Origin of the sequence: Pantoea sp. (assembly GCF_032114055.1) — a bacterium.
Classification (GTDB): domain Bacteria; phylum Pseudomonadota; class Gammaproteobacteria; order Enterobacterales; family Enterobacteriaceae; genus Pantoea.
In genome coordinates, this window is the sequence record NZ_DAMCTB010000003.1 from 245,548 (window position 1) to 267,163 (window position 21,616).

Sequence of the window (21,616 nt, forward strand, 5' to 3'; positions counted from 1 at the left end):
CAGCCGTAGCAGGCCAGCTCATGGAACCTTAAGTTGGCCGGAAAAGTTGCCTGGATGAAACGGCCAATGGGAGAAGATATCGTCGCTTCCGGCGTTCACAATGCAGGCAACGTCCTCCGCCAGCGGATTGCCGTCATGCGGATTTCTTGCGAGAGAGGATGTTTTGAGGATGAGGTAAAAAAAGCGGGCTCAGCTAATCAGCTCAATCAGGGAAAAGCACACTACTATCGTTTTTTTGTCACCTGTCAGCTTTCGAAAAATCTCAGCGATAACAACATCTTTTGAATGCCTATAGTGTCCGGATTTCGGCTCATGAAACGCTCTGCATCCCTAACTTGTGGCAGCTACGGGGGTCAGAAGCATCGCATCAACGGAAGGATATTGTAGGCGCGCCAATAGCGTAGCCTTACAGAGCAGAGGATTATGACATCCCGGGAAGTATCTCAAGCAGATACTTCCCGGTTAGTAAATTAATTATCTGCTTAAGCTGACTTAAACCCTGGCTTCCCGTTTGCAGCCCGCCATTCTTTCACTTCCTTTACAACACCTTCAGGGCTGTCTTCCCTGCTATCATCTGGATAATAGATAAGATCGGCTCCTGATGGATGTTCACACAATCTTTTGAAGTCGAGGACATCATTAATATTTTCTTCCTCTGTCGTACTTTGAACATTAAAAATTTTCTTCACAAAGGCTAAGAATTCAGCCTCGGTATAATCAGAAATTGTTTTTTTTTGCATATCATTTACTCTTTTCATGAATTTCAATATGCCGCTTTGGTGTAACTATACGAATATTATCAACATCATACACTGCACCTTTGTCTTTAATCGGCTTAACATGATGTAATTCATATTTAATACGTCTACCTACATGTTCCGATTCATTGGGGGAAGGGGCGTTACCTGCTCGAAGGTTGCCAAGGTTGCCCGCCTTGAATTGTTTGCTTAGATCTGGATCCATTCCCACCTCTGTCCAGAACGCCTTACGAAAGCTATCGAAATTGCTGAATTTCTGCCAGCGCAATTTATCGGCTATCTGCGCAGGGACTGGCACACCATCATTTTTACTGGCGGGTTCAAGCCAGTTTCCGCTCACCTCCTGCCCTATACCCGTGACTTCACCCGGCAGATTACGCGGGTCATCAAACATGATGTAGATAGGTTTCAGACCAGAGGCTACTGGTGGTATCAGAATCAGGTCACGGTAGCCGGTATCCTCTGCGGTAGGGAATGTTTCAATAATCGGTGCTGGCTGGTTACCGCTATGATTTCCCGTATGAATAATCGCTTCTGGAATTTCCGGTACTTCAAGCGACAGTGGTTCGGTACCGGGTGCCTTATCAGGCGTAATCAAAACCGGCACACGGATACCAGCATCATCCATCAGTGTGTAGCTATAAAAACCGGTATCTTCATCCGGCCACATCGATAAATGAATCACCGGCACTGCGACGGGCTGTGGGTGCCGTATCAGCGCAACACTTAGCTGGTTTTCTCTATGCACCAATTGAGCAGTCAGGAAAAGCTCCACCGTATCGCGTCCCTGTCTCAGAGTCGCTTCCGGCGGTAGATCCAGCACCTCTCCTGCCAGCATCACCGTGCTGATATCACTTTCCTCTCTGCTGATACCGGTCAGCATCGCTGCCACAGGCACAGACTGGCTGATTTGTTGCAACGCCTGGCGGACCTCTGTCACTCGTTGCCAAAGCTGAACGGCTGCCTCACCCGCGAAAGTCACGCTGCCGTTTTCGTGCCCGGCAAAACTTAGCGGAGAGCGACTGGGTGACACAGCAGAAGAAAACCCTCTCAGCACTACAGTTCCGGGTTTAGCAAGTTGGAAATGCGCCCAGTTCTGACGCTCCGCCAGGCTTTTTTGTGGCTGCAAAGACGGGGGTTGAGGGATATTAAATGGTGGGATAATTATTTGCGGCTTGGGTTCAGTGACTTCCGGAAAAGGGATTGGATTTATAGTTATACCCGGGGTTAGTTCCAGTTTGGAATCGGTGATTCCCGGAGTAGGGATCGCCGGAAAGGTAATATCCGGAATAGGTCGTTTCGTAATGGTGATTGCCGGAACAATGACTTCACGAGCAGCGATGTCAATGGTGCTAAGAAATTCTTTAATATCCCGCCTAAGCAGATCAGTTAGTGGAATATTTATTGCCAGAAAGTTACTTTCAATTTCCTTTTTCAATTGCTCTGCTGATTTTATATTGGCTGCATCCATCGCCTCCTTCAGGTAATTTTCCATCTCCTCTTTGCGCTGTTGACGATAAGCTTCTATTGCTCTTTGATTGGCTTCTGCCCGCTGCTGGAAAAATCGTTTCGTCGCAGCTTCATACATTATTTCATATTGCTCATGTACCTTCGCTGCTTCATCACGTAGTGTTGATAGCTGAATCTCCATTGCCGGTACGCTATTGCGCAGGTCTTTTGCCTGCTGCAACAGACGCGCCGCTTTGTCCCCTTCGCCTTTTGCACGTGCGACAACCGCTTCGGCCTCTAATGAGTCTGCACCCGCCTTTACATGTGAAATTTCAAATAATTTAATCAGCGCCAGTTGCGCAGCATAACTATCCTGTCTGAATAATGCGTTCTCGTCATCAGTAAAATCCGGCAATTTATAATCCGGTCTTTGAATACGCGGCAGTGCAGAGTTAAGCATGTCAAGCTGAGATGCCAGCAGCCACTCAGCTTTTTGTTTCTCTGCCAGTTGGCTTATATATTTCAGACTTGTGGCAGGTATAACATCGATCAACGAAATATAAATCGGCTTCTGTTGCGCATCCGTAGGGAAACGCACGATTGCATCATGGGTATTACCACCACCGGAAGGCGTTACATTTGCAGGAGCATCATCTATAACGTTAGTAATTATTCTCGAAGGATTGCTGACTGCTGCCTGAGATTGATCGGATAGGTGAATATGTATCGGCGGCATCCCGCTAATCAGAGTAACCTGCCAGACATCCTTGCGTGGCGTGGCGATAGCTTCGATCACCTGAACTTGTTCCGCGGGCTGTGTTTTCCCCGGTCGCACCACAGCTATATGCTGTTTTTCATCCTTCACGATATCCCGGATACGCACATTAACCGGCACATTACCTGACAGTGTTAAGGCTTCTGGCGCGATATCCGTGACCTTTTCCGCCAGTAGCGCCTGCACAATGCGGTCCTGAATTGGTCCCATATAAGCGGGATCGTCTTTAGCAATCGTGCCAGGCAACAGCGACCCAACTACTACGCCAGCAAAACGGCCGGCCAGAGGTGCCGTCTCCGCTGCCAGCCCCATCAGGCGGGAAAGTGCAGATTCAATCGTACTGGTGACAGTTTTCGATTTTAAAAAAGTAAAACCCCACAAACCATCAATCACGGAAATGTTCATTGACATTCCCGCCGCTACCGAAGCCTGAGCCTCCGGAAACAGAGACAGATTGACATTGACGCTCCCGGGAGCAGCTCCACTATTACTGTTCCCTCCGCCATTTCCTTGGCTACTGGTTTTACCTCCTGCACCAGTGTAATGATGCACCGTCCAGCCACCGGGATCGGTAGTTGTGGTCCATCCATTGCCACTATTGCCCCCCCCGGAACCTGCTACACCATTAACTCCCCCAGTAGGCCCCTTACTACCACCACCAAACTGATTATTATGGGCATTGTCGCCCCCATTGCCACCCATGGCACATTCCTCCTTGATTGTATTGTAAAAACTGAAGCGGCTATATGAAAATACAGCACTCAGTAAAAATACGGCAAGACAATAACCACGTCAATAGTAAGGCTTATTGCGCATCTCGTTACTATTGCCGTTTACAACCTCAATACTTAAAACATGTCATCCACTGACATTTAATTCTGTCCATTAACAGTAGTAACGTCTTCCACCTTTAATTTAGAAAGAGGCACAGACTGAAGCATTAAATACCGGCGTTGAGATGCTGGAGAAATCCTTATGATAGAATAATTCTCTAAATTCAAACCGAATCTAATAATACTAACAAGGGATTTCTGATAAGATATTGTACCGAACATCGTTGCCATCTCCACTTTGTCAGTTTGATGCTGACGCCATATTAACGGGCCTCAGCAGCACATAATTTTGTACGGCGTTTTCAATCGCCTCACGCGAAACACTCATCAGGCGGGGTTCACGCAGGCGGACCTTGTAACCCCTGCCCCTTACGGGAAGGCTTTCCAGTACCATACGCCAGAGTACCGAAGAGCGCACCGCTGCTGATGGGGGGCGCTTCCAGCTGTACTCACATTCGAGATCAAACTCACAGACTACGGCCAGCGCCGGATAGGTCAGCACCAGTTTATCCGTATGCTGCGCCCCCGGCGGTGCGTCCAGCACCTGCAGGATATGCTGTACCCGGTCGGCCCGTACGTAACTGCGGCGCCGGCGGTACGGCATCGCGGCCAGCAGGCGGGCTTCAGAAGGCGGACTGACCTCCATAAAGCGGTTAATGCGCACCGCTTCATTCGTGAACTTGTCGGTGTCAGCGATGTAGAGCGAACTGCCGCGAACCACCTGCCCCCTGAACAGGGTCACGTTTTCACCTTCCTGCAAAGCCTGAACTTCTTCCACGTCGACCTTTTTCTTTTCGCTCACCTGCAGGCGCGGGTCGTCGCTCAGGCCGCTGCCGAGGATGCTGCCCTGCTGTACCAGCGCGCTCATGTGCGCGCGGTATTCGGTGCCGGCCATCAGCTGCAGGATTTCCAGCGTATCTTTCGGATCCATGATTTTGCCGGTTATGCGTACGCCCATGTTGGCAATCAGGGTCCACACCGCGTAGCCCGCCGCCGTCTTCAGACGTTGCACCTCCTGCCCGGCGAGCAGCAGGCAGTAGCCCAGCGAGCGGATCTGCGTGGCCAGCTCGCCCAGCTTTTCGCTGTAGCCTGCACCCACCTCATCGATTATCCAGAGCAGCGGAAAGCGGTCCTTAAACTTCCGCACCTTCATGTTATCTCCCGGGCGCCCTTCCAGCTTCTCGCCGAGGTTCTGACTCAGAATCATGGCCAGCTGTGACTGGTAAAGACGGCCCAGCGTGCTGCTTTCCGCAGCGGAAAGTTCCAGCGCCGGTGGTGCCGAACATCAGTACATGACGGGTCAGGTCGTCCATGGAGAGCCACAGCTCGCGGCCAGCATCCCTGCCGCGCAGGTAGCCGGCGTAAAGGATACCTGCTGCCCTGCCGGTATGAATGCGCACGGTCGCCACCGGCAGGAAGCCGAGCACCTTCGCCGGAACCTTACGCTCGGTGGACGGGTCATCCCGGTTCATATCCGCCGGCATGCGCATCGGCATCTTCCAGCGGCCAGCGGGCCCCACGACCAGTGCCCATAACATCAGCACCGGCAGGCTGAGCACAAGCGTGGCGGGCCAGACGATGCCCGCGACGACGGCAGCCAGCATTCCCCAGGCGAGCGTGCCGGTTTCACTCAGCACGTCAATAAGCCACGAACGTCCTGCATGCCGGTTAACGCATGCGCTGTCGATCACTGAATTATTGTCCGTCATGGCCACCTCCGTTTAAAAAATCCGTGAGTGCTGCCGGTGAGCTCAGCACGCTCTGCGGCACGTAACGACCGTCGTCAGAAATCGTCCACGGGGTGCCCGGCAGGCGGTAAGCATGGTATGCAACTTCATTGACGCCAATTGCTCCGCGGGCAAGTTCAGCAGTGTTCTCATCCGGAGCAGGTTTCGCCAGCGCTGTTCTTGGTACACTGACACCCGTATCGGCAGAAAAAAGTCGTTTCCACGACCCGGCGCGTTCAGCTTCAGGAAGAGACATAACTGGTGTCAGCTCCTGCAGGGAAAGTGCCCCGCCGCGGATAGTGACATGGGCTCGACGACCCGGCTTGCCGGGGAGCCGAAGGGGGCCCACGCTGTTGCTGTTGCTGTTGCTGTTGCTGTTAATACGACTTTATTGACGACGGAAAAAAATAGCTGACCCGAGAATTACCGGTACATAAGGAGGCAGGTGTACGAAGGATATAAGCGGCCTTACTGGGACGGCCGGTGCGGCAGCACCGGCTATTCCCGGCCCGCAGGGCGGCGGTGTTGCCGTTCCGGGGCTGGCAGAAAGCGCAAAGCAAAACCGCGCCAGGCGGAGCGGTTCAGGATAACTCGTAAAGATTAATTGCCTGGCCGATCCTGTGCGGAATCAGCCAGCACACCCCGGTGCAGGCGCACGCCGGAAACATCCGTGGTGGCACGCGCTTTATGCAGATCACAGGCGGCCTGCATGGATAGCCAGAGGCGCGCCGCAATACCCAGCCCCGCCTCCAGGCGCACCGCCATTTCCGGGCTGACCGACGCTTTACCGCTGGCAACCTTGCTCAGCGCCGATGCGGATACACCCAGCTCTTTCGCCAGTACGCGCAGGCCGATATTGTTGTCTTCAATGTACTCGGTAATCAGGCCGCCCGGATGCGGGGGATTAAACATGGCCATCAGTGATAGTCCTCCAGGTTGAGAATATAGGCATCACCATTTTCAAATTCGAATGTGATGCGCCAGTTAGCTCTGACCGTGATTGAATAAATATTTTTCCTGTTTCCCTTAAGGGGGTGAAAGTTAAAGCCCGGATAGTTTTTAAATTCATCCGTTGATACTGCTTCATCAATCACCAGCAGGCGAAGCCTGATGCGTTCAGCATCTTTGGACTGTACACCGCTCACATCACCTTTCTCAAAAAGTTTCTGTAAACCCTTATGCTTCCAGCTCTTTATCACGATAGTGCTCCGTGTTTCGTCTCGGGAAACATTATAGCATGTGTTTCGCGTGAGGAAACAAAATTATCATCATTTTTCATGCCTGGTCGTTGTAATTTGTTTGGTACCAACCATCTATTCATCTCACGTTGCACTGTGCTGATATGTGGCACGCGCTGTTAAATCTCCCAGGCTACGTCACATGCTGCATCCGGAGAGTACAACTGAAGGGTTTCAAGTCCGGCCAGTGACAGAAAGCGGCGCGACCAGGCTCTGATCATATTTTTCAGATCGTGTTCTGGCACGAAGTCGCACCAGGCGGTAAACCAGCCGCGCAGCGTATCAGGCGTGCGGAAAGCCAGCTCTGTTTCTGCCTGACAGATACGATTTTCCAGCTGGCGCGCCCGATAGTCCTCCGCCAGCTTTTCACGCCGCACTATACGGCTCACACTTTTTTTTGCTGCATGTTCAGCGCGTTCTGAGCGGCGGAAAGCGATTTCCGGAAACAGGATCAGCGCGAGTTCTCCCGGCAGTGGCAATGGACATACATCACCTGCCGTTCTGAGAAACGTATCCAGGGCGCTTTCCCATTCCGGCAGCGGCGCACGCTTCTCGCGCGGCCGCAGATAAATTCCTCTGATATGGTTCAGCCCCTGGACGCTGATGCGGCTCATACCGCTCAGCTGCTTCATAAACGCGGCCGCGTACGGATGGCGGGCAAGTCGTGTCCCCCGCTGCTGTGCGTGCTCAACGATTGCGATTGCCTTAAGTGCGGCCTGTCGTTCTGGTAACAGCGGCACCAGGGCCAGTGAGGATGGGATCATGCGGCGTATTCTCCCATCTTCATCGCGGCAACAAGCTCACCAGCGCCGGTGAAGCCTGCCCGCGTGTACTCAGCAATTACTGACAGTTTTTCCTGTGGTGCCATCGGATCAAGCTGGTCGCTGACGTACAGGCGCAGTCGGCTGCGGCTGCGGCTGTCTGCCACTACCGTGCACCATGCGGGCCAGCAGGCAGACGGGCTGACCAGCTCAACGGCGATCTCTTCTATTTCAGGCTGCGTCAGTCGCAGATGGATGGGATAGGCTCCGCCCCATTCGCCGCGCATCTCGCAATCCATGCGCCAGCTGTCTGGCAGCTTCAGCGCGCTGTGTACCAGGCCGCACATGCGAAGGCGCGCGGCTTCTCCATGTTCGCTCAGTTCTTCAAGATCACAGCCTGAAAACGACTGCAACGTATTCAGGGTAAAATGTTCATTTCGGATCATTATGTTTGCTCTGTTTCGGGGTTCGTGGCTCCGGCCCGGTTATCGGGCCGGAGAGGTATCCGGCAGGGGGCAACCCTGCCAGCCTGACCGGACTTTTATTCCGGCTTGTACGCCATCAGGCGAACCACACGAACCCCGGTTCCCGCAAACATGCCCTCAATCGGCGCAGACCAGTTGCAGTCCCAGCCTGGCAGCAGGTCTTTGCGCTCACTGCCTGCGGGCAGAATGGCCGCCAGGCGTCCGCCGTCCTTCACCAGTGCCGCCGCTGCGTTAAGATGCGCTACTGCCCGGCCTTCGCTGTATGGCGGATTCATCACTACTATGTCAAAACGTTGTGGCGTCATCTGCGACCATTGCAGGAAATCGGCTTCGATCACGTTGTGCCCTTTTGCCTCCAGTACGCGGCAGTGCAGCGGCGAAATCGCTATGCAGGTGGTCTGCGTCTTCGGCATCAGGTCGGCAAGTCCACCCATGCCCGCGCTCGGCTCCAGGCAGGTTTCCCCCTCGCGGATATCCGCCTCGTTAAGCAGCTGCGCAGCGAGTTCGCCCGTGGTCGGGTAAAACTGATGTGTTTTCTGGTCCGGCAGCGCGCCGGAAAGCTGAATATCTTCAAGCGCCGTTGTCGGGTCATAATCAAACTCGAACCAGGTAAAAGCATTGATATTCATTTTTACGCCGCCCAGGCTCATCAGCACTTTTTCTGCTTCTGCGCGTGCGGCATTGTTCTCATCCGAATAACCTTTTAAACGGCGGTTAAAAGGGTTCGTAGTGACAGGCGGGCGCGGTTCTTCCCAGCGGTTGCGCTTTAAGGATTCGGTGCGTTCTGTCTCCAGATCACTGAGTACGCTCAGGACAGAAAAAGGCAGCAGATTCGAATGCAGATCAAAACTTTTTACCTTTGTACGCGGCTTCTGACGGTGCTCCGCAGGGATGGCCGCTGGATGCAGAAAGGCCAGAATGTCATTAAGGCGCCAGGCCATGTCCGGATGAATTTCAAGATGAATAGTGCCTTTCAGAAAGGCTTTTACGCGCAGTGCTCCGCCGTCGATAGCAACCCACTCACCCGAACGGGCGCGCGCGATGCTCAGAATTTTATTAGTCGTGTTCAGGCCGGTAGTATCGCGACCCATGAATTTCGCAATCACTTTGCGCAGGTCATCCACATAGCCGGTGCGCTCGTAATTACACATTCCCCACTGATCAAACATGCATTCGATAATCATGCGTTTACTGAAGCCTTCCGGGCGGTTGGTCACGTGGCTAAGTGACAGGCTGCGGAAAATACCATCAACGCGCTCGGCGAAAAATTTCTGACGTGAGAAAAGCAACTCGGAAAGGGTTGCGCGCACGGCGTTTTCCTCAAAGTCTGGCGCTTTCATCTCATGGATCTGATTGTTCCACTCGTTGCGGCGATCGTTGGGCATGTACTCGTAAACGTCAGTCAGGTTTAGCGCCTGTTGCCAGAAATCAGCGTTAAGGGAAGCTATCGCGCCAGGCAAGTCAAACACCACGCGCACTGGCGGCATGTGCAGCCGGGAATTACGCACATTGCCACGCATGAAATACTCAACCGCATCGGCATTCTCGCCTTCGCGTATAGTGGCCGAAATATTTTTTAATTTTGCGTACATCAAGCCATAGCGGCCTAACAGGCCATCAATGACGTCTGTTTCAACGGGTGCAAAAAAGGTATCTGAAATAAGTTCCCCGGCTGCGTTGATTGGCGTGCGGTCAGTGGTCGCATCAGAGGTGACGTTCACGAATGTGTTTTGCATGGCATAGCTCCTTAAATCCGGCTGAGTTGTGCAGCACGCGCTGCGGATCCGAAAAGACCTTCTCTGACGCGGGTTTTATCTTTCCGGTCTGGCCTTTCGCGGCGAAGGGCAAAGGAGCAACGGCAGACGACAGGAGTATGGGCGCCACCGGAGGCCGCAGCGCAAGCGAGCCGGGTCTATGGCGAGTGCGAACGGGCGAGGAACGGCGAAGCGAACCTATACGGCAGGGCGGATGACGGTGCTACGAAAAGCCCTCCGCGAAAGACCGGGCCGGAAGGCAGTAAAAGCCGTCAGGGACCGCCCGGCGGTCCTCCCTGGAGCCGCGGCGGCCCCTCTGCCGGGGCGGTGAAGGCACCGGCGCAAGCCGGTTGCAGGGGTTGCCCTTAGCCATCAGACTCTAGCCGGCAGGCCCGAAACCGCCTGCGGGTTCGGCGGAGCTTACCGGCTTTGCCGGTTAGCGGAGTGAGGCTCGACGACTGCCCGACAGGGCAGGAGCCGAAAGGGGCCAGCGAGATGCTCACTTATGAAGTAAAAAACTGAGAGCAATGAGATAGAGGTTTTTACTTTTTCTAAAACTGAAAAAGTACTATTTAAATAAACTTAGTTATATTATTAAACATCTAAGAAACTTGAACCTTTATATGAAAAATATCACCACCAAATAAAAAGAGATTGCTATGACTAAAATGAACCGTGAAGAAATAATACTAAACCTTTACAATCACTTACTGGAATATAGGGATTATGAAAAATTGCTTTTTGAAAAAGACCATTCTTATACAGGGATTGTAACCAAAAAAAATCTTAAAGAAGCACTTGCTAGCGAAGGAAATATAGCAACTTGCGCTTTACTTAAAGATAAGACTGAAGTAAGCAACACATTAATAGCAGGTAGCTGCAGTATTAATGCTACATTGAGAGAAAACCAGTTTGAATCTTACTTTCAAGGAAAGACCTTAAATAGTTATATAGTTTCAATGATCGCCGGTGCAGACTTAAATCAAGAGGAGGAAGACATTAAATTTACACCTAAAGATTTAATATGTGCATTACCTCCACCTCCTAACTCTGAGACTTTTTTAGTTGAACCAATATTTTCTTGCAGATCTTCTCGAGTTCATGACTCAGAAAGGCTTTTATTCGAGGTTTTACATCATCTTAAAATTAATGATAAAGATAGCTTTGATGAAGTCATTTTAATCACAGAAAGAATTCCATGTAAAAGCTGCACTGCAATTATTATAGAATTCATCAAAAAGCATCAGTTAAAAGTAACAATTTTTTATTGGCTTGACACTGGCACAAAAAATGAAATGAGAGAGATTGAAAAAATATCATCACACATTAAAAAACATAAAAAAGCTGCTAAATTTATCAGCCTAATGGAGATAATTTCAAAAAACGCAGGAAATATAGCTTATATCGATAGAAATCAAAAATTTGAACACCAAATAAATCGAGCGTCGTGACTAAATGAATTCTGTCTCTGGTGGTGAGATCGCAGACGATTTCAGCGATGGTTTGCCGCCGTTACATGTGCCTCGTCCATTACTATCATCACATCTTCTTTACGCCAGCTAATCAGGGTGATTTCTTTGTGGGCCTCAAACTGAATTTTCAGGCGGTTACACAGCTGGCTTACGGTTCCGTACATAGTTTTCTCCTTACCGGGGCGGCCCTGCCGCCCCGTGCTGTCAGATCCGTGTTTATTCGCCGCTCTGCTCTCTCAGCAGCGCGCTAATCCGGCAAAGCGCCGCCGTTTCCGCCGGGAAGCGGCGGGCAGATGCGCCTTCACCGTTCTGCGCATCCTCAGGCCGCATAAAGTCCCACGCCACTTTAAGCGCCGACTCAAGCGCGGCGGCGGGCACGGTCGCCACGCGGGCCTGTTTTTCCTCCTTGCGGATGTTCTCCAGCACCGCCTTAAGGGTTTCCAGGCTCACGCCATAATCGTGCTGCGCGTCCAGCCCGCTGATTTGCTGCACAATATCAGCGGCGGTTTCTTCCGTTACGCTTTCGTCGTCGAGAACAGCCAGCACGTCCTCTTTTGTCCAGATAATCAGCGTCATAAGTTCGTCAGATTTGTAACGCTGTAATAATCGGGCGCAGAGTTCATTAACGGTTCCGTACATGGTTTTTTCCTCTTAAGAGGGGCGGCCATGCCGCCCCGTGATTGATCAGTTCAGGGCGCAGAAAATAGCGCCGGCTTCGGGATGGTCTTTCACACACTCCATCAGCTGGCGTTGGCGCTGGCAGAAGTGCGCGCTCAGTTCTTCGTCGTCGTGGCGGTCGTACAGCCAGCTGCGATGGTTAAGAACCAGCGCCGTAATGATGATCCCCGCCGCGTCGGCGCTGATTTCCAGCTCCGTCCAGTGGTAAGGATTGGAATACATGTAGCGTTCCTCACCTTCCGGCTTCATGTACCCGCCGCCGCCCGGCAGAGGGACGAAATCCCAGACCGTGCCGTCATAGTTCGCCAGATAGCGGCTGACGTAGAGGTACACGTTGTTTTCGGCCTGCACATAATCGTGACCAAACAGGGAAGGCAGAAAACGCAGGCTGACAAAATCAGCCAGAACAGACGCCGGCTGTAAAACGTGGGGTTGTGTATTCATCAGACACCTCCGCAGTCAGAGGGGGTTAAAGTTCCGGCCTGTGCCGTGACTGAATGACAGCCCGGCGGATAGCGGAGTGTTCAGGAGCGACACCGCAGGCCGCAGCGCAAGCGAGCGGAAGACGGGATTACGCACGGCGCTGGCGCGAATTTCTGAGCGGTGGCGCGACGGAAGTAAGCACGGCGGAGCGAGTGCGAACGGGCGAGGATGGCGAGCGCAGCGATCTCTTGAACACGCAGCGGCCGGGCTAAAGTGAAGTCACGGCACCGGCCGCAGTCCGCACGGACCGGGTTTTCTGCCCTGTCCCGCCGCATGGCGGAATATAGCGGCGCGCAGCAACTTCCTTATTTCATTCTGTCCACAACCCGGGTGCATAGCCTGGCTATATCCCTGTGAACAAAAGCGCGGCGGCCGCAGTATCTGCGTACAGACAGCAGGCGGTCATAAAATGACCGCCCTTCCGTTACTTCAGGTGCCCGCGCATCTCAGCAGCGCGCCGGTACAGCGCCACCAGTTCGGTATCGATCTGCTCGATCAGCATCCCGGCCATTTTCTGCGCCGGCGCCGCGCCACGGTAAAGATGGCGCTTTGTCATGTCCCGTAACCGCAGGTGAAACTCGTAAAGCGACTCCTCCAGGTCGTTAATGTCGTCGGTAAGCTGCGTGTTTTCAGTCGTCAGTGTCTGGTCTGTCATGGTGCTGTCCTTATGGTCTGGTTACGGAAAATACGCTATGCGGCACGGGCGGCGCGCAGTTCGCCCAGGCGACGCAGGCCGGCCGTGTGGCACTGCTCAAGCAGTTCGATACCGATCCAGCGGCGGCCGCACTGGTCCGCAGCGACACAGGTTGAGCCGGAGCCTGCAAACGGGTCTAAAACAAGATCGCCGGGCTTCGTGAAGGTTTCGATAAGCGGCTGCAACACGCTCACCGGCTTTTCGGTCGGATGGTGCCGGTTGCCCGTATACTGCCAGGGCATCACGTCAGGTAAGGGCTTCGCCAGCAGCGGCGGGCGCCCTTTGGGCAGCAGGTAGGCGCTTTCATGCTGATACCCGAAAAACGCCAATTTCGATGCGTAGGTTTTGGTGAACACGAGGTGCCCGACGACGCGAAAGCCCGCCGTTTTCCATGCCTGCATAAAGACGTCAACGCGGTTCCAGCCGTAAAAACTTACCGCCAGGCTGTTGTTTTTGAGCACACGGAACATTTCACGGCTGGCCGGCATTACCCACTGGTCGCTCACGTCGTTGGCGATAGAACGGCCGGACCGGTCCTTAAAGCCGACGATGTACGGGGGGTCAGTCAGAATGAAGTCGATGCTGTTATCCGGAAAGCCGGCCATGATCTCTACGCTGACCTCTGCATACTTTATGGCGGTAGCTGTGTGCGCGCAAAAGTAAGCATGTTACTCATAGCCCATTCATAGAATGAATAACCGAAATCAATTCATTTTGTTAATGTATTTATTTCTTCAATAGCACCCGCTTTCATTTGTTAAAATAAATTTACAATTAACCCCTTTATTTATCAATAAAATGAGTATTGATAGTGATAATCATTACTATTTAATTGTCTTTTGTAAATTTATCGTTATCATTCCTACTTCCTATAGGTAAGATATTTTTATGTAAGGGGAAGTTTTATGCGAGATTTAACCATTGATGAGTTAAGACTGATCGGCGGCGCAGCAGACATTGTTGGTGCAGCGCAAAGTATTGGCGCAGGTGTTGCTGGTACAGCCGGAGCATTAGCTGGAGCAGAAGACGGTGCACTTATTGGCGGAGGCCTTGGTGGTCCGGCTGGCGCTATCATTGGCGGCGGAGTAGGCGCCGGCATCGGCTATTTCGGTGGTGATGCTATTGGCTCTGCGATCTCTTCAGGCATTGGTGCTATGACGGGTGGTTCTGCGTCGTCCGGCGGTTAACACTCCATAAGAGCAGCTCAGGCTGCTCTTAAAATTCGTCAGGAATCTCAACACAGTGAAGACATTTTTTAAATTGCAAAGACTGAGCTTACTTCAACAATGGCGTCACGATAGCTTTCGCTTAATATTCTTGACTATAGTACTGCTCGTTTTTTCTGCCATTATGCTCTGGATCCTTCCCCTGTTTACTCAGGGCAACGTCCATGCCGGGTATATAGGTTTAGTGTGCGGCCTGGCTGCGAATTTCTGGTTCACCTGCATAGCTCAGTTAGATATAGACTGTCATGAGAACAGCGACGAATTAGAGAGATTACTTCATCAGTTTAAGTACGAAAAAACGCCAGAAGGTTTCTATGATCTTCCTGTTACCCGCTATAAGAAATTTAAGTCTCAGCGCATCTATATTGTCTCTGAAGGCTACGGGTTGTCTTTAAGAGGGCCATATAACATTTTAAAAAAAATCACTAAAAAACTGAATGTAAGCTCTTCACAGGGAAAGGATGATATTAGCGGATGAAAACGCTCTCAGCACTGGAAAAAACATTAATCTCCTTCGATACCATGAGCGTTAAGAATGCTCAGGTTTTATGGCTTTCGCCAGATACCCCGTTTGATTCCGCCTATTTTATGGATAACTATGCCTGGGTAATTCCTGAGCACAAATCAATTAATGGACGCAGTAAGCGATTCTGGGCTGATTTATATGGCGGCAGCGAAGTTGCAGGTAATGGGGGCAGTGCGCGTGCGGGTTATGACGGGAAATTTCAGCTTAAAGGGATCGGCCCAACCCCACTCGTGAGCCGCTATCGGGATCGCTACCATTCAGATGGCTGCCTTTGCACATTTCAGGCATTTTCGGATGCATTCTGGGGGCGAATACTGAATAGCGTACTTCCTTACGGTGCCGTGCAATCTCATTGTATTATGGTATTACCCCTTTCAATTCCAAATGATGCTTATCCCGTAAATACTTCCCGGGCACTTTTGGTTCGTGACGCGCCAGTCAGGTTAGCTCACTTTGACAGGGCACTGTTTTATAAACCGCAGGAAGAGATTAAGTCAAAATTACCCATAGACAGTGAAAGAACTGAAATCAACTTCCAACGGATTGAAGACTTTCTGGATAATGAGTTATCACACACGATGCGAAATTGTGATAACTCACAACAGGCTGGACGTTATCTGATTTCAGCATTAATTCATCGCCTGGCCAGACAACTGGCTTTCTGTCGTGCCAGCCTGATTAAACTTACAACATCTGCCTCAAACGTGACCATTAATGGTGCTTTACTCGATTTCAATGCCACCTCAAGCGCAGTGCCTAAGCTCTTCCGTGACAGAAAACTCTGGGATGAGCAGATGCGTTATTTGCAGGGCGAATGGCGGAATGTTCTGGGTTCGCTAAAAAATATCAGTTTTCTCTGGTTTAAATATCGCGGTGGTGAAGCAGAACCTTATTCTTCTCAGCAGGTAGAGCAATTATATACAGAAGAGTTTATGCGCTGGCGTATTTTCTATACGTTATGCCGCACCGGCTTTCCTGCGAACCTTCATGCCACACTGCCCGAAGATAAACTCGCGAAGTTTATCACTTTATATGATCGCGCTTTAATTCTGGCACCGGAAGTACTGTTTGCAAAAAACGGGGAGCTACCCGCAGTGACACGGTTAACGATTGCTCTCGCGACGGGTAAAGAAGAAATAGAGGATATCCTGTGCCAGCATGGCGCCTTTACGCCAGGGCATGCTTTTTTGAAAGGGTGTCTGGACCTTTTGCAGGAGGCAAACCGCCATCAACTGACTGCTATAGCGTTCTCTTCATTCCGTCAGCGGTGTATCGATCAGCGACTTGACTTCAAGGCCTTCAATGAGGAGTTTGACACCTTTGAGGGTCCCTTGTCGGCACTAATGGAGAAAGCTGGCGAACGTGCAACGTTTCATTTAGCCCTTGATGATAGCGAACATATAGCCTTGTTGCCCGGCGTTAGTCCCTCGCTGACATTTTGCTGGCAGACCGGAAAACTGTCGTTCGATCATCACTTATGCGATTTCAATGACCTTCCTGCCGCTATTTTTGACGCCTTACATCACTACTACGATGCACGCGTTGTTGAGTTGATCGAGACGAAGAACGGAACAAAGCATGTTATTTAACGAAAGCCATAATACAAATGCTATAGCCTATGCTACACAGCTGGGCCTTGCGGCAAGCTGTATGTTGTCATCACCCCGCTACTGCCGCTTTCCTGTAGCAGCGTTAGGAATATGGACACGTCACGCTATCATTCAGGAGCAGATTCATTTTTTCTATGATGGGGGAGGTGAAGTACAAGGCTATCTGACCTGGGCACGGATTCGGCCAGACACACTGAAAAAATGCATCACACAGCCTGAATATATTTTGCATCCTACAGAGTGGAATGAAGGCGACATTCTCTGGTTGACAGATTTTTGTTTACTTAAGAAATATCGTCGTTATGAGCTCCTTGCACTCCTGAAACAGGCATTCGGTTCTGAGACAAGCGAAGTATATTGGGCATCCAGGCACAATCCCGAGCGTGACAAGTGGATAGCCTGCAATCTTATTACCGGAAAGTGCTTTAAACAATCCTTCTTATGCAGTGAGCCGGGCTGAAGACTATGTTTCGCAAAGAGGCTATTGAACATTACCGCGATACATGGCAAGGCCAGGCCTTGCTATTACCCGGCATTCCCCTGCACTGGATCATTATAGTCACTTCCTTGTTTGTTACTGGCATCATAGCGTTTATTACATTTTGCAGTTATACCCATCGTATTAACGTTGATGGGGAAATTATTACCACGCCTCGTGCGGTTAACGTACTTTCTGCTCAGCAGGGATTTATTATTAGTGCGTTGGCCAAAGCTGGCGATACTGTTAAAGAAGGTCAGCCGCTCTTAAAAATAGATGTCAGCAGGACCACTCTGTCCGGACGCGTCAGCGAAAATCAACAGCGTGAAATTCATCATCAGATTGCCAGTATTGATCAAATCATCCTCAGCCTTGAACAAAATAAACACGTAACCATTGATGCCCTGAAACAACAAAAAGATCGTTATGAAAATGCTTATAGCTTATCCACTGATATCGTCAATAAAGCCAGGAAAGGGATCGCTTTGATGCAAAATAATATGGATAATTATAATAAGTGGCGTAAAAAAGGATTGATAAATAACGATCAGTTTTTGAATCAGGCAGCCCTTTACTATCAGCAGCAGAACAACCTGTTAACGCTCTACAGCCAGAATCAACAAAATGCGCTGGAGTCTACGCGGATAGCCAGTCAAATACAGACGCAGTCTGTCGATTTTGACACCCAAATCTGGCAAATGAAAATCCAGAAAAACGCCTTAAAACGCGAGCTCTCTTCTGCTGATGCCAGTGGCACTATCGTTGTTACCGCGCCAACAGGTGGCCGCATTGACTCTTTTAGTGCCAGTACCGGACAAATGGTTAATCCTGGCGACAGCTTATTGCAAATCGTGCCTGAGAAGATAAAAGGACACCAGCTGATAATGTGGGTGCCTAATACCGCCCTTCCCTGGCTCGCGCCCGGCGACCCGGTCAACATCCGTTATCAGGCTTTCCCGATGGAAAAGTTTGGCCAGTTCCGCGGGATAGTGAGTTTTGTCGCAAAAACACCGGTCTCCCGACAGGAACTTCTGGAGTATTCCAGTGCCCCATTTGCCGATAACCAGCGTGGTGAATCCTGGTACAAAGTGTTGGTTAAACCGGAAAAGGAGACGATTTTCTGGCAGAACAAATCTCTGGCGCTGGAGAATGGAATGAAGGCAACGGGAACGCTGTTTCTGGAAACTCGCAGAATCTATCAATGGATGGCTACCCCATTTTACGACATGAAGAATAGCGCCCGGGGACCTTTGCGTGATTAATCAATTTTTTTCAGAACATGCAGTGAAACTGAATTTATCACTGAGACGGCGCGTTCCCCTGTATCTTCAGACCGAGGCGGCGGAATGCGGGCTGGCCTGCCTGGCAATGATTGCAGGCTACCATGGTCAGCATACTGATCTGCACAGCCTGCGACAGCGCTTTGGCTTTTCTTCACGCGGCACAAACCTTAACGCGATTGTAGAGATTGCCTCTCAGATGAACCTCGGCAGCCGTCCTTTAAGCCTGGATCTGGACGAACTGACAGCATTACGCCTGCCTTGCATTATACATTGGGGATTCACGCATTTTGTCGTCCTTGTTAGCGTCAGAAAAGGCCGGTATGTCATCCACGACCCGGCAGCAGGCAGACGTACAGTCAGTGAAGGGGAATTCTCACGCCAGTTTACAGGGATTGCATTGGAGCTGTGGCCGGAAAGCACGTTTAGCAAGGCGAAAAAAGAAGATCGAATCAGGCTGAATCAACTCTTTTCCAGCGTCCAGGGGTTGTCACGCGCGCTGACCAAGATATTTTTCCTGTCACTGGTCATAGAGTCGGTGAATTTACTGCTACCTGTAGGCACACAGCTGGTTATGGATCATGTGATCACGGCCAGCGACAAAGGACTGCTGGGACTCATTTGCACAGGCCTGCTCTTTTTCGTAATTTTCCGCAGTTGCGTCAGTATGGTGAGATCCTGGTCTTCGCTGGTGATGAGTACGCTGATTGATGTGCAATGGAAATCGGGCTTATTTGCTCACCTGGTCACCCTTCCCCTTGATTACTTTGCCCGCCGTAAGTTAGGTGATATCCAGTCGCGCTTTGGTTCATTGGATGCGCTGAGAAGCACGTTCACTCAGAACATTGTTAAAGCGATTGTTGACGGGATCATGTTCACCGGCCTGACGGTTATGATGTTTATATACAGCCCGATGTTGTACTGGTTTGTTGCCGCATTTACTTTAATCTATGTTCTGCTCAGACTTTATGCCTGGCCAAGGTATCGTGAGGTGACGAGCCAGCAATTGGTCAAGAGTGCGCGTATCAATTCTCACTTTATGGAGACGTTGTATGGCATAGCGACTGTCAAAACGCAAAGTTATGGCACTATCCGCGAAAAAAGCTGGCTCAACCTGGTTATTGACAGTACTAACAGTGGGATCGAAAAAAACCGGCTGGATATGTTATTTGGCGGGATTCACCTTTTTATCATGACCTGTGATCAGCTCCTGATACTCTGGCTGGGGGCTAACCAGGTCATCGATCAGCATATAACGCTTGGTATGTTTGTCGCTTTCAACGCTTATCGTGCCCAATTTGGTGACCGGGTTTCCTCCCTGACGGAGGCTTTACTTCAGCTTCGGATGCTGCATGTCCATAACGAACGTATTGCTGACATTGCTCTGACTGAGCCAGATGACTCGCGTGAAGATATTCATTCTGAAGCATCCCGATGTTCATTACCCATCAAGCTCAAAGTTCAGGATCTCGTTTATACATACGATGTTCACACCAGGCCGGTTCTTAATGGCGTTAATTTTGAGGTTGCCGCCGGAGAAAGCGTTGCAATAGTGGGCGCTTCAGGCAAGGGAAAAACCACACTGATGAAAATCCTCTCAGGACTTTATTCTCCTGCGTCTGGCATCATTTTCGCTGATGACAGAGATATAAGTGCATTCGGAATAAAAAACTATCAAAAGCGGATTGGCTGCGTGCTGCAGGATGACAGGCTTTTTGCAGGATCAATCCGGGATAACATTGTGGGTTTTACCCCTGATTTTGATACTGAGTGGATGGAGCAGTGCGCACGGAGCTGCTTTATACATGATGATATTATGGCGATGCCAATGGGATACAATACCCTGGTGGGTGAATTAGGTGATGGTCTCTCAGGCGGACAGAAACAACGGCTGTTTATTGCCCGCGCACTCTTTCGTAAGCCGGGAATGTTGTTGCTGGATGAAGCCACCAGTCATCTTGATCAGGATAGTGAAAGAGCCGTCAATGATGCCGTGCAGCAGCTTAATATTACCCGCATTATCATTGCTCATCGCCCTTCCACCATTGCGTCAGCTGACCGCGTTATACATCTTTAATAGCACTGGCAAGTCCGATTAAATTTCAGCCCGGATTTTTTATAGGTGATAGCTATCTGCGAATAAGCCTTTAAAAGCCTCTCCAGATTGGTGTCCAGACGTTTGCAGTGAATACTGTCTTAATTCACGAAAGTGACAATTTTCAGTACTGACTTCTCTGCACCGAAGACAGGAGAAAGCGGATCGTTCAGCCGTTTTATGCGGATAATGGCATCGGTCTGTGACAGATGCTGAATCTGTTCTGACGTAACGCCAGTGCTTACCTGATGATGAGAGACCGATGCTGGTGCAGGCCATGCGTCAGGGAGCATCAGCATGAACAGGTATTCATTCCGCTTTTGTTCTCCACAGGCAATTTCACAGAAACCACGCATAGCGGCTGTGAATGAAGTCTCCAGTAAAATAAGCATGCCGGGATTGGCTTTCAGAATTCTGAAAACCGGAACTTATGAAAACATGTATTGAGGCAGAGCCTGGGAGTCATCGCTGACAGCGAGACTTATGAGAGATTGCCTGCCGGACCTGGATAGACCATCAGCATCGAAAGATCGAAGGTGCTGGTGGAGGCCGGTGCTCTGACAGCCTGCTTACTCATGCCGTTCATGACAGAGGCCATCAGGACCTGGCACCCTTCATGCGTCATCAGAAGGTGAACGGGCTGTCCGGTATTGCTGCCGGTCGCAGGCGGTATCGGCGGGTAGCGGCTGGTTTTATGATGCGCTGGCGGGATTAACCACCGTTTTTTTCAAAGTCGAAATGTGCTTTTTCTGCGCAGGATAGTTCACCGCCACGACAACCAAATAACAGGCATAACTGAACCAGTAATTTAAAATCAGGGGCAAGCCTGCTGGCCTCCATCACGCAGAAAATGGTCACGATCTCGGCACTGCATAACACTCGTTCACGCCTCGTCGCGAGCCTCTTTCAGACTGGTGGCGGGATAGGTGCCGATAGCAACACGTTCACCCTGCCCTTTCCAGCGGTAACGTTATTGAGAAGTCATTCGGCCTTTAGGTGATACCCGGGCAGATAATCCGTCACGATCCGTTTCGACCTGAACTTTTTCATATTCCTTGCCCGGCATCGAACGCAGGATTGCATCTGAGCGCGCCATAGATTTTAGGAGGCTGAAAATTAAGTACACGAAGAAAAGGAAGTGAAGAGGCGCGACAGAAACACGGAGGAACAAAAAAAGCAGTAATTAATGGCTTTTTTGTCGATTCGCCAGCTATCGCGGAGCTATCCGGAATAGCTGGGAATCCACTGAAAAATAACGGAAATGAAACTGTTATTTAGCGCAAACATAGCAGTA

General features: G+C 50.7%; 24 protein-coding genes and 1 pseudogene. 8 read left to right on the forward strand and 17 right to left on the reverse strand.

All coding sequences use genetic code 11. From position 1 onward, the window contains the following. Positions 1-33: 33 nt before the first annotated feature. The gene (locus RT657_RS07565) at positions 34-285 is read left to right on the forward strand and encodes a hypothetical protein (RefSeq protein ID WP_313653470.1); all 252 of its coding nucleotides are present in this window, start codon (positions 34-36) and stop codon (positions 283-285) included. A 197-nt stretch (positions 286-482) separates the two neighbouring features. On the opposite strand, the gene RT657_RS07570 is transcribed toward RT657_RS07565, so the two are convergent. The 10 genes from RT657_RS07570 to RT657_RS07615 all read right to left on the reverse strand — a co-directional run bounded on the left by RT657_RS07570 (position 483) and on the right by RT657_RS07615 (position 9,762). Further along, positions 483-740 carry a bacteriocin immunity protein gene (locus tag RT657_RS07570; protein ID WP_313653472.1) on the reverse strand — a complete coding sequence of 86 codons (258 nt, stop codon included), beginning with the start codon at positions 738-740 and terminating at the stop codon, positions 483-485. A 1-nt stretch (position 741) separates the two neighbouring features. After that, a complete protein-coding gene (locus RT657_RS07575; protein WP_313653473.1) occupies positions 742-3,684 on the reverse strand; it encodes a colicin-like bacteriocin tRNase domain-containing protein in 2,943 nt (980 codons plus the stop codon). 372 nt (positions 3,685-4,056) lie between these two features. Further along, a complete protein-coding gene (locus RT657_RS07580; RefSeq protein ID WP_313653474.1) occupies positions 4,057-4,968 on the reverse strand; it encodes a hypothetical protein in 912 nt (303 codons plus the stop codon). 1 nt (position 4,969) lies between these two features. After that, a complete protein-coding gene (locus RT657_RS07585; RefSeq protein ID WP_313653475.1) occupies positions 4,970-5,524 on the reverse strand; it encodes a hypothetical protein in 555 nt (184 codons plus the stop codon). Further along, positions 5,511-5,798, reverse strand: a complete 288-nt coding sequence (locus tag RT657_RS07590; RefSeq protein WP_313653476.1) for a hypothetical protein — start codon at positions 5,796-5,798, stop codon at positions 5,511-5,513. The genes RT657_RS07585 and RT657_RS07590 overlap by 14 nt, the downstream gene beginning before the upstream one ends. 344 nt (positions 5,799-6,142) lie before the next feature. Continuing rightward, positions 6,143-6,460 (reverse strand): HigA family addiction module antitoxin, encoded by a 318-nt coding sequence (locus RT657_RS07595; protein ID WP_313653477.1) that lies wholly within the window; start codon positions 6,458-6,460, stop codon positions 6,143-6,145. After that, a complete protein-coding gene (locus RT657_RS07600; RefSeq protein ID WP_313653478.1) occupies positions 6,460-6,741 on the reverse strand; it encodes a type II toxin-antitoxin system RelE/ParE family toxin in 282 nt (93 codons plus the stop codon). Before RT657_RS07600 ends, RT657_RS07595 begins: the two co-directional genes overlap by 1 nt. A 158-nt stretch (positions 6,742-6,899) precedes the next feature. Further along, positions 6,900-7,544: a plasmid SOS inhibition protein A gene (locus RT657_RS07605; protein WP_313653479.1), complete on the reverse strand. Its 645-nt coding sequence runs from the start codon at positions 7,542-7,544 to the stop codon at positions 6,900-6,902. Then, positions 7,541-7,987 carry a conjugation system SOS inhibitor PsiB family protein gene (locus tag RT657_RS07610; protein ID WP_313653481.1) on the reverse strand — a complete coding sequence of 149 codons (447 nt, stop codon included), beginning with the start codon at positions 7,985-7,987 and terminating at the stop codon, positions 7,541-7,543. The genes RT657_RS07605 and RT657_RS07610 overlap by 4 nt, the downstream gene beginning before the upstream one ends. Positions 7,988-8,082: 95 nt before the next feature. Beyond that, positions 8,083-9,762, reverse strand: coding sequence for a DUF4942 domain-containing protein (locus tag RT657_RS07615; RefSeq protein ID WP_313653483.1), 1,680 nt, complete (start codon positions 9,760-9,762; stop codon positions 8,083-8,085). A gap of 677 nt (positions 9,763-10,439) precedes the next feature. Here RT657_RS07615 and RT657_RS07620 point away from each other — a divergent pair. Next, complete coding sequence (locus tag RT657_RS07620) at positions 10,440-11,231, forward strand: deaminase domain-containing protein (RefSeq protein WP_313653484.1); 792 nt, start codon at positions 10,440-10,442, stop codon at positions 11,229-11,231. A 41-nt stretch (positions 11,232-11,272) separates the two neighbouring features. Here RT657_RS07620 and RT657_RS07625 read toward each other — a convergent pair whose 3' ends face one another. The 5 genes from RT657_RS07625 to RT657_RS07645 all read right to left on the reverse strand — a co-directional run bounded on the left by RT657_RS07625 (position 11,273) and on the right by RT657_RS07645 (position 13,712). Continuing rightward, on the reverse strand, positions 11,273-11,416 hold the full coding sequence (locus RT657_RS07625) for a hypothetical protein (protein WP_313653485.1): 144 nt from the start codon (positions 11,414-11,416) through the stop codon (positions 11,273-11,275). 52 nt (positions 11,417-11,468) lie between these two features. Further along, on the reverse strand, positions 11,469-11,891 hold the full coding sequence (locus tag RT657_RS07630) for a DUF1380 family protein (RefSeq protein ID WP_313653487.1): 423 nt from the start codon (positions 11,889-11,891) through the stop codon (positions 11,469-11,471). Positions 11,892-11,936: 45 nt separating this feature from the next. Next, positions 11,937-12,374 carry an antirestriction protein gene (locus RT657_RS07635; RefSeq protein WP_313653488.1) on the reverse strand — a complete coding sequence of 146 codons (438 nt, stop codon included), beginning with the start codon at positions 12,372-12,374 and terminating at the stop codon, positions 11,937-11,939. Between the two features lie 463 nt (positions 12,375-12,837). After that, on the reverse strand, positions 12,838-13,068 hold the full coding sequence (locus tag RT657_RS07640) for a hypothetical protein (RefSeq protein ID WP_307514466.1): 231 nt from the start codon (positions 13,066-13,068) through the stop codon (positions 12,838-12,840). A 35-nt stretch (positions 13,069-13,103) separates the two neighbouring features. Further along, positions 13,104-13,712 (reverse strand): DNA methyltransferase, encoded by a 609-nt coding sequence (locus RT657_RS07645; RefSeq protein ID WP_313653489.1) that lies wholly within the window; start codon positions 13,710-13,712, stop codon positions 13,104-13,106. Positions 13,713-14,012: 300 nt separating this feature from the next. Here RT657_RS07645 and RT657_RS07650 point away from each other — a divergent pair, with 300 nt between their 5' ends. Genes RT657_RS07650 through RT657_RS07675 form a run of 6 tightly spaced genes read left to right on the forward strand, consistent with a single transcriptional unit; the run spans position 14,013 to position 20,304 of the window. Beyond that, positions 14,013-14,294, forward strand: coding sequence for a hypothetical protein (locus RT657_RS07650; protein ID WP_313653491.1), 282 nt, complete (start codon positions 14,013-14,015; stop codon positions 14,292-14,294). Positions 14,295-14,349: 55 nt separating this feature from the next. Continuing rightward, positions 14,350-14,811, forward strand: coding sequence for a hypothetical protein (locus RT657_RS07655; protein WP_313653492.1), 462 nt, complete (start codon positions 14,350-14,352; stop codon positions 14,809-14,811). Next, a complete protein-coding gene (locus tag RT657_RS07660) occupies positions 14,808-16,448 on the forward strand; it encodes a hypothetical protein (protein WP_313653493.1) in 1,641 nt (546 codons plus the stop codon). Before RT657_RS07655 ends, RT657_RS07660 begins: the two co-directional genes overlap by 4 nt. Continuing rightward, positions 16,438-16,929 (forward strand): toxin-activating lysine-acyltransferase, encoded by a 492-nt coding sequence (locus RT657_RS07665; RefSeq protein ID WP_313653494.1) that lies wholly within the window; start codon positions 16,438-16,440, stop codon positions 16,927-16,929. Before RT657_RS07660 ends, RT657_RS07665 begins: the two co-directional genes overlap by 11 nt. Positions 16,930-16,934: 5 nt before the next feature. Next, positions 16,935-18,209, forward strand: coding sequence for an HlyD family secretion protein (locus RT657_RS07670; protein WP_313653496.1), 1,275 nt, complete (start codon positions 16,935-16,937; stop codon positions 18,207-18,209). Continuing rightward, entirely contained in the window at positions 18,202-20,304 is a 2,103-nt protein-coding gene (locus RT657_RS07675) for a peptidase domain-containing ABC transporter (protein WP_313653499.1), read from the forward strand. Before RT657_RS07670 ends, RT657_RS07675 begins: the two co-directional genes overlap by 8 nt. 119 nt (positions 20,305-20,423) lie before the next feature. On the opposite strand, the gene RT657_RS07680 is transcribed toward RT657_RS07675, so the two are convergent. Further along, a complete protein-coding gene (locus RT657_RS07680) occupies positions 20,424-20,714 on the reverse strand; it encodes a hypothetical protein (protein ID WP_313653501.1) in 291 nt (96 codons plus the stop codon). A 497-nt stretch (positions 20,715-21,211) separates the two neighbouring features. Continuing rightward, positions 21,212-21,418, reverse strand: a pseudogene (locus RT657_RS07685) (Arm DNA-binding domain-containing protein); the annotation flags it as partial. Between the last annotated feature and the right edge of the window lie 198 nt (positions 21,419-21,616).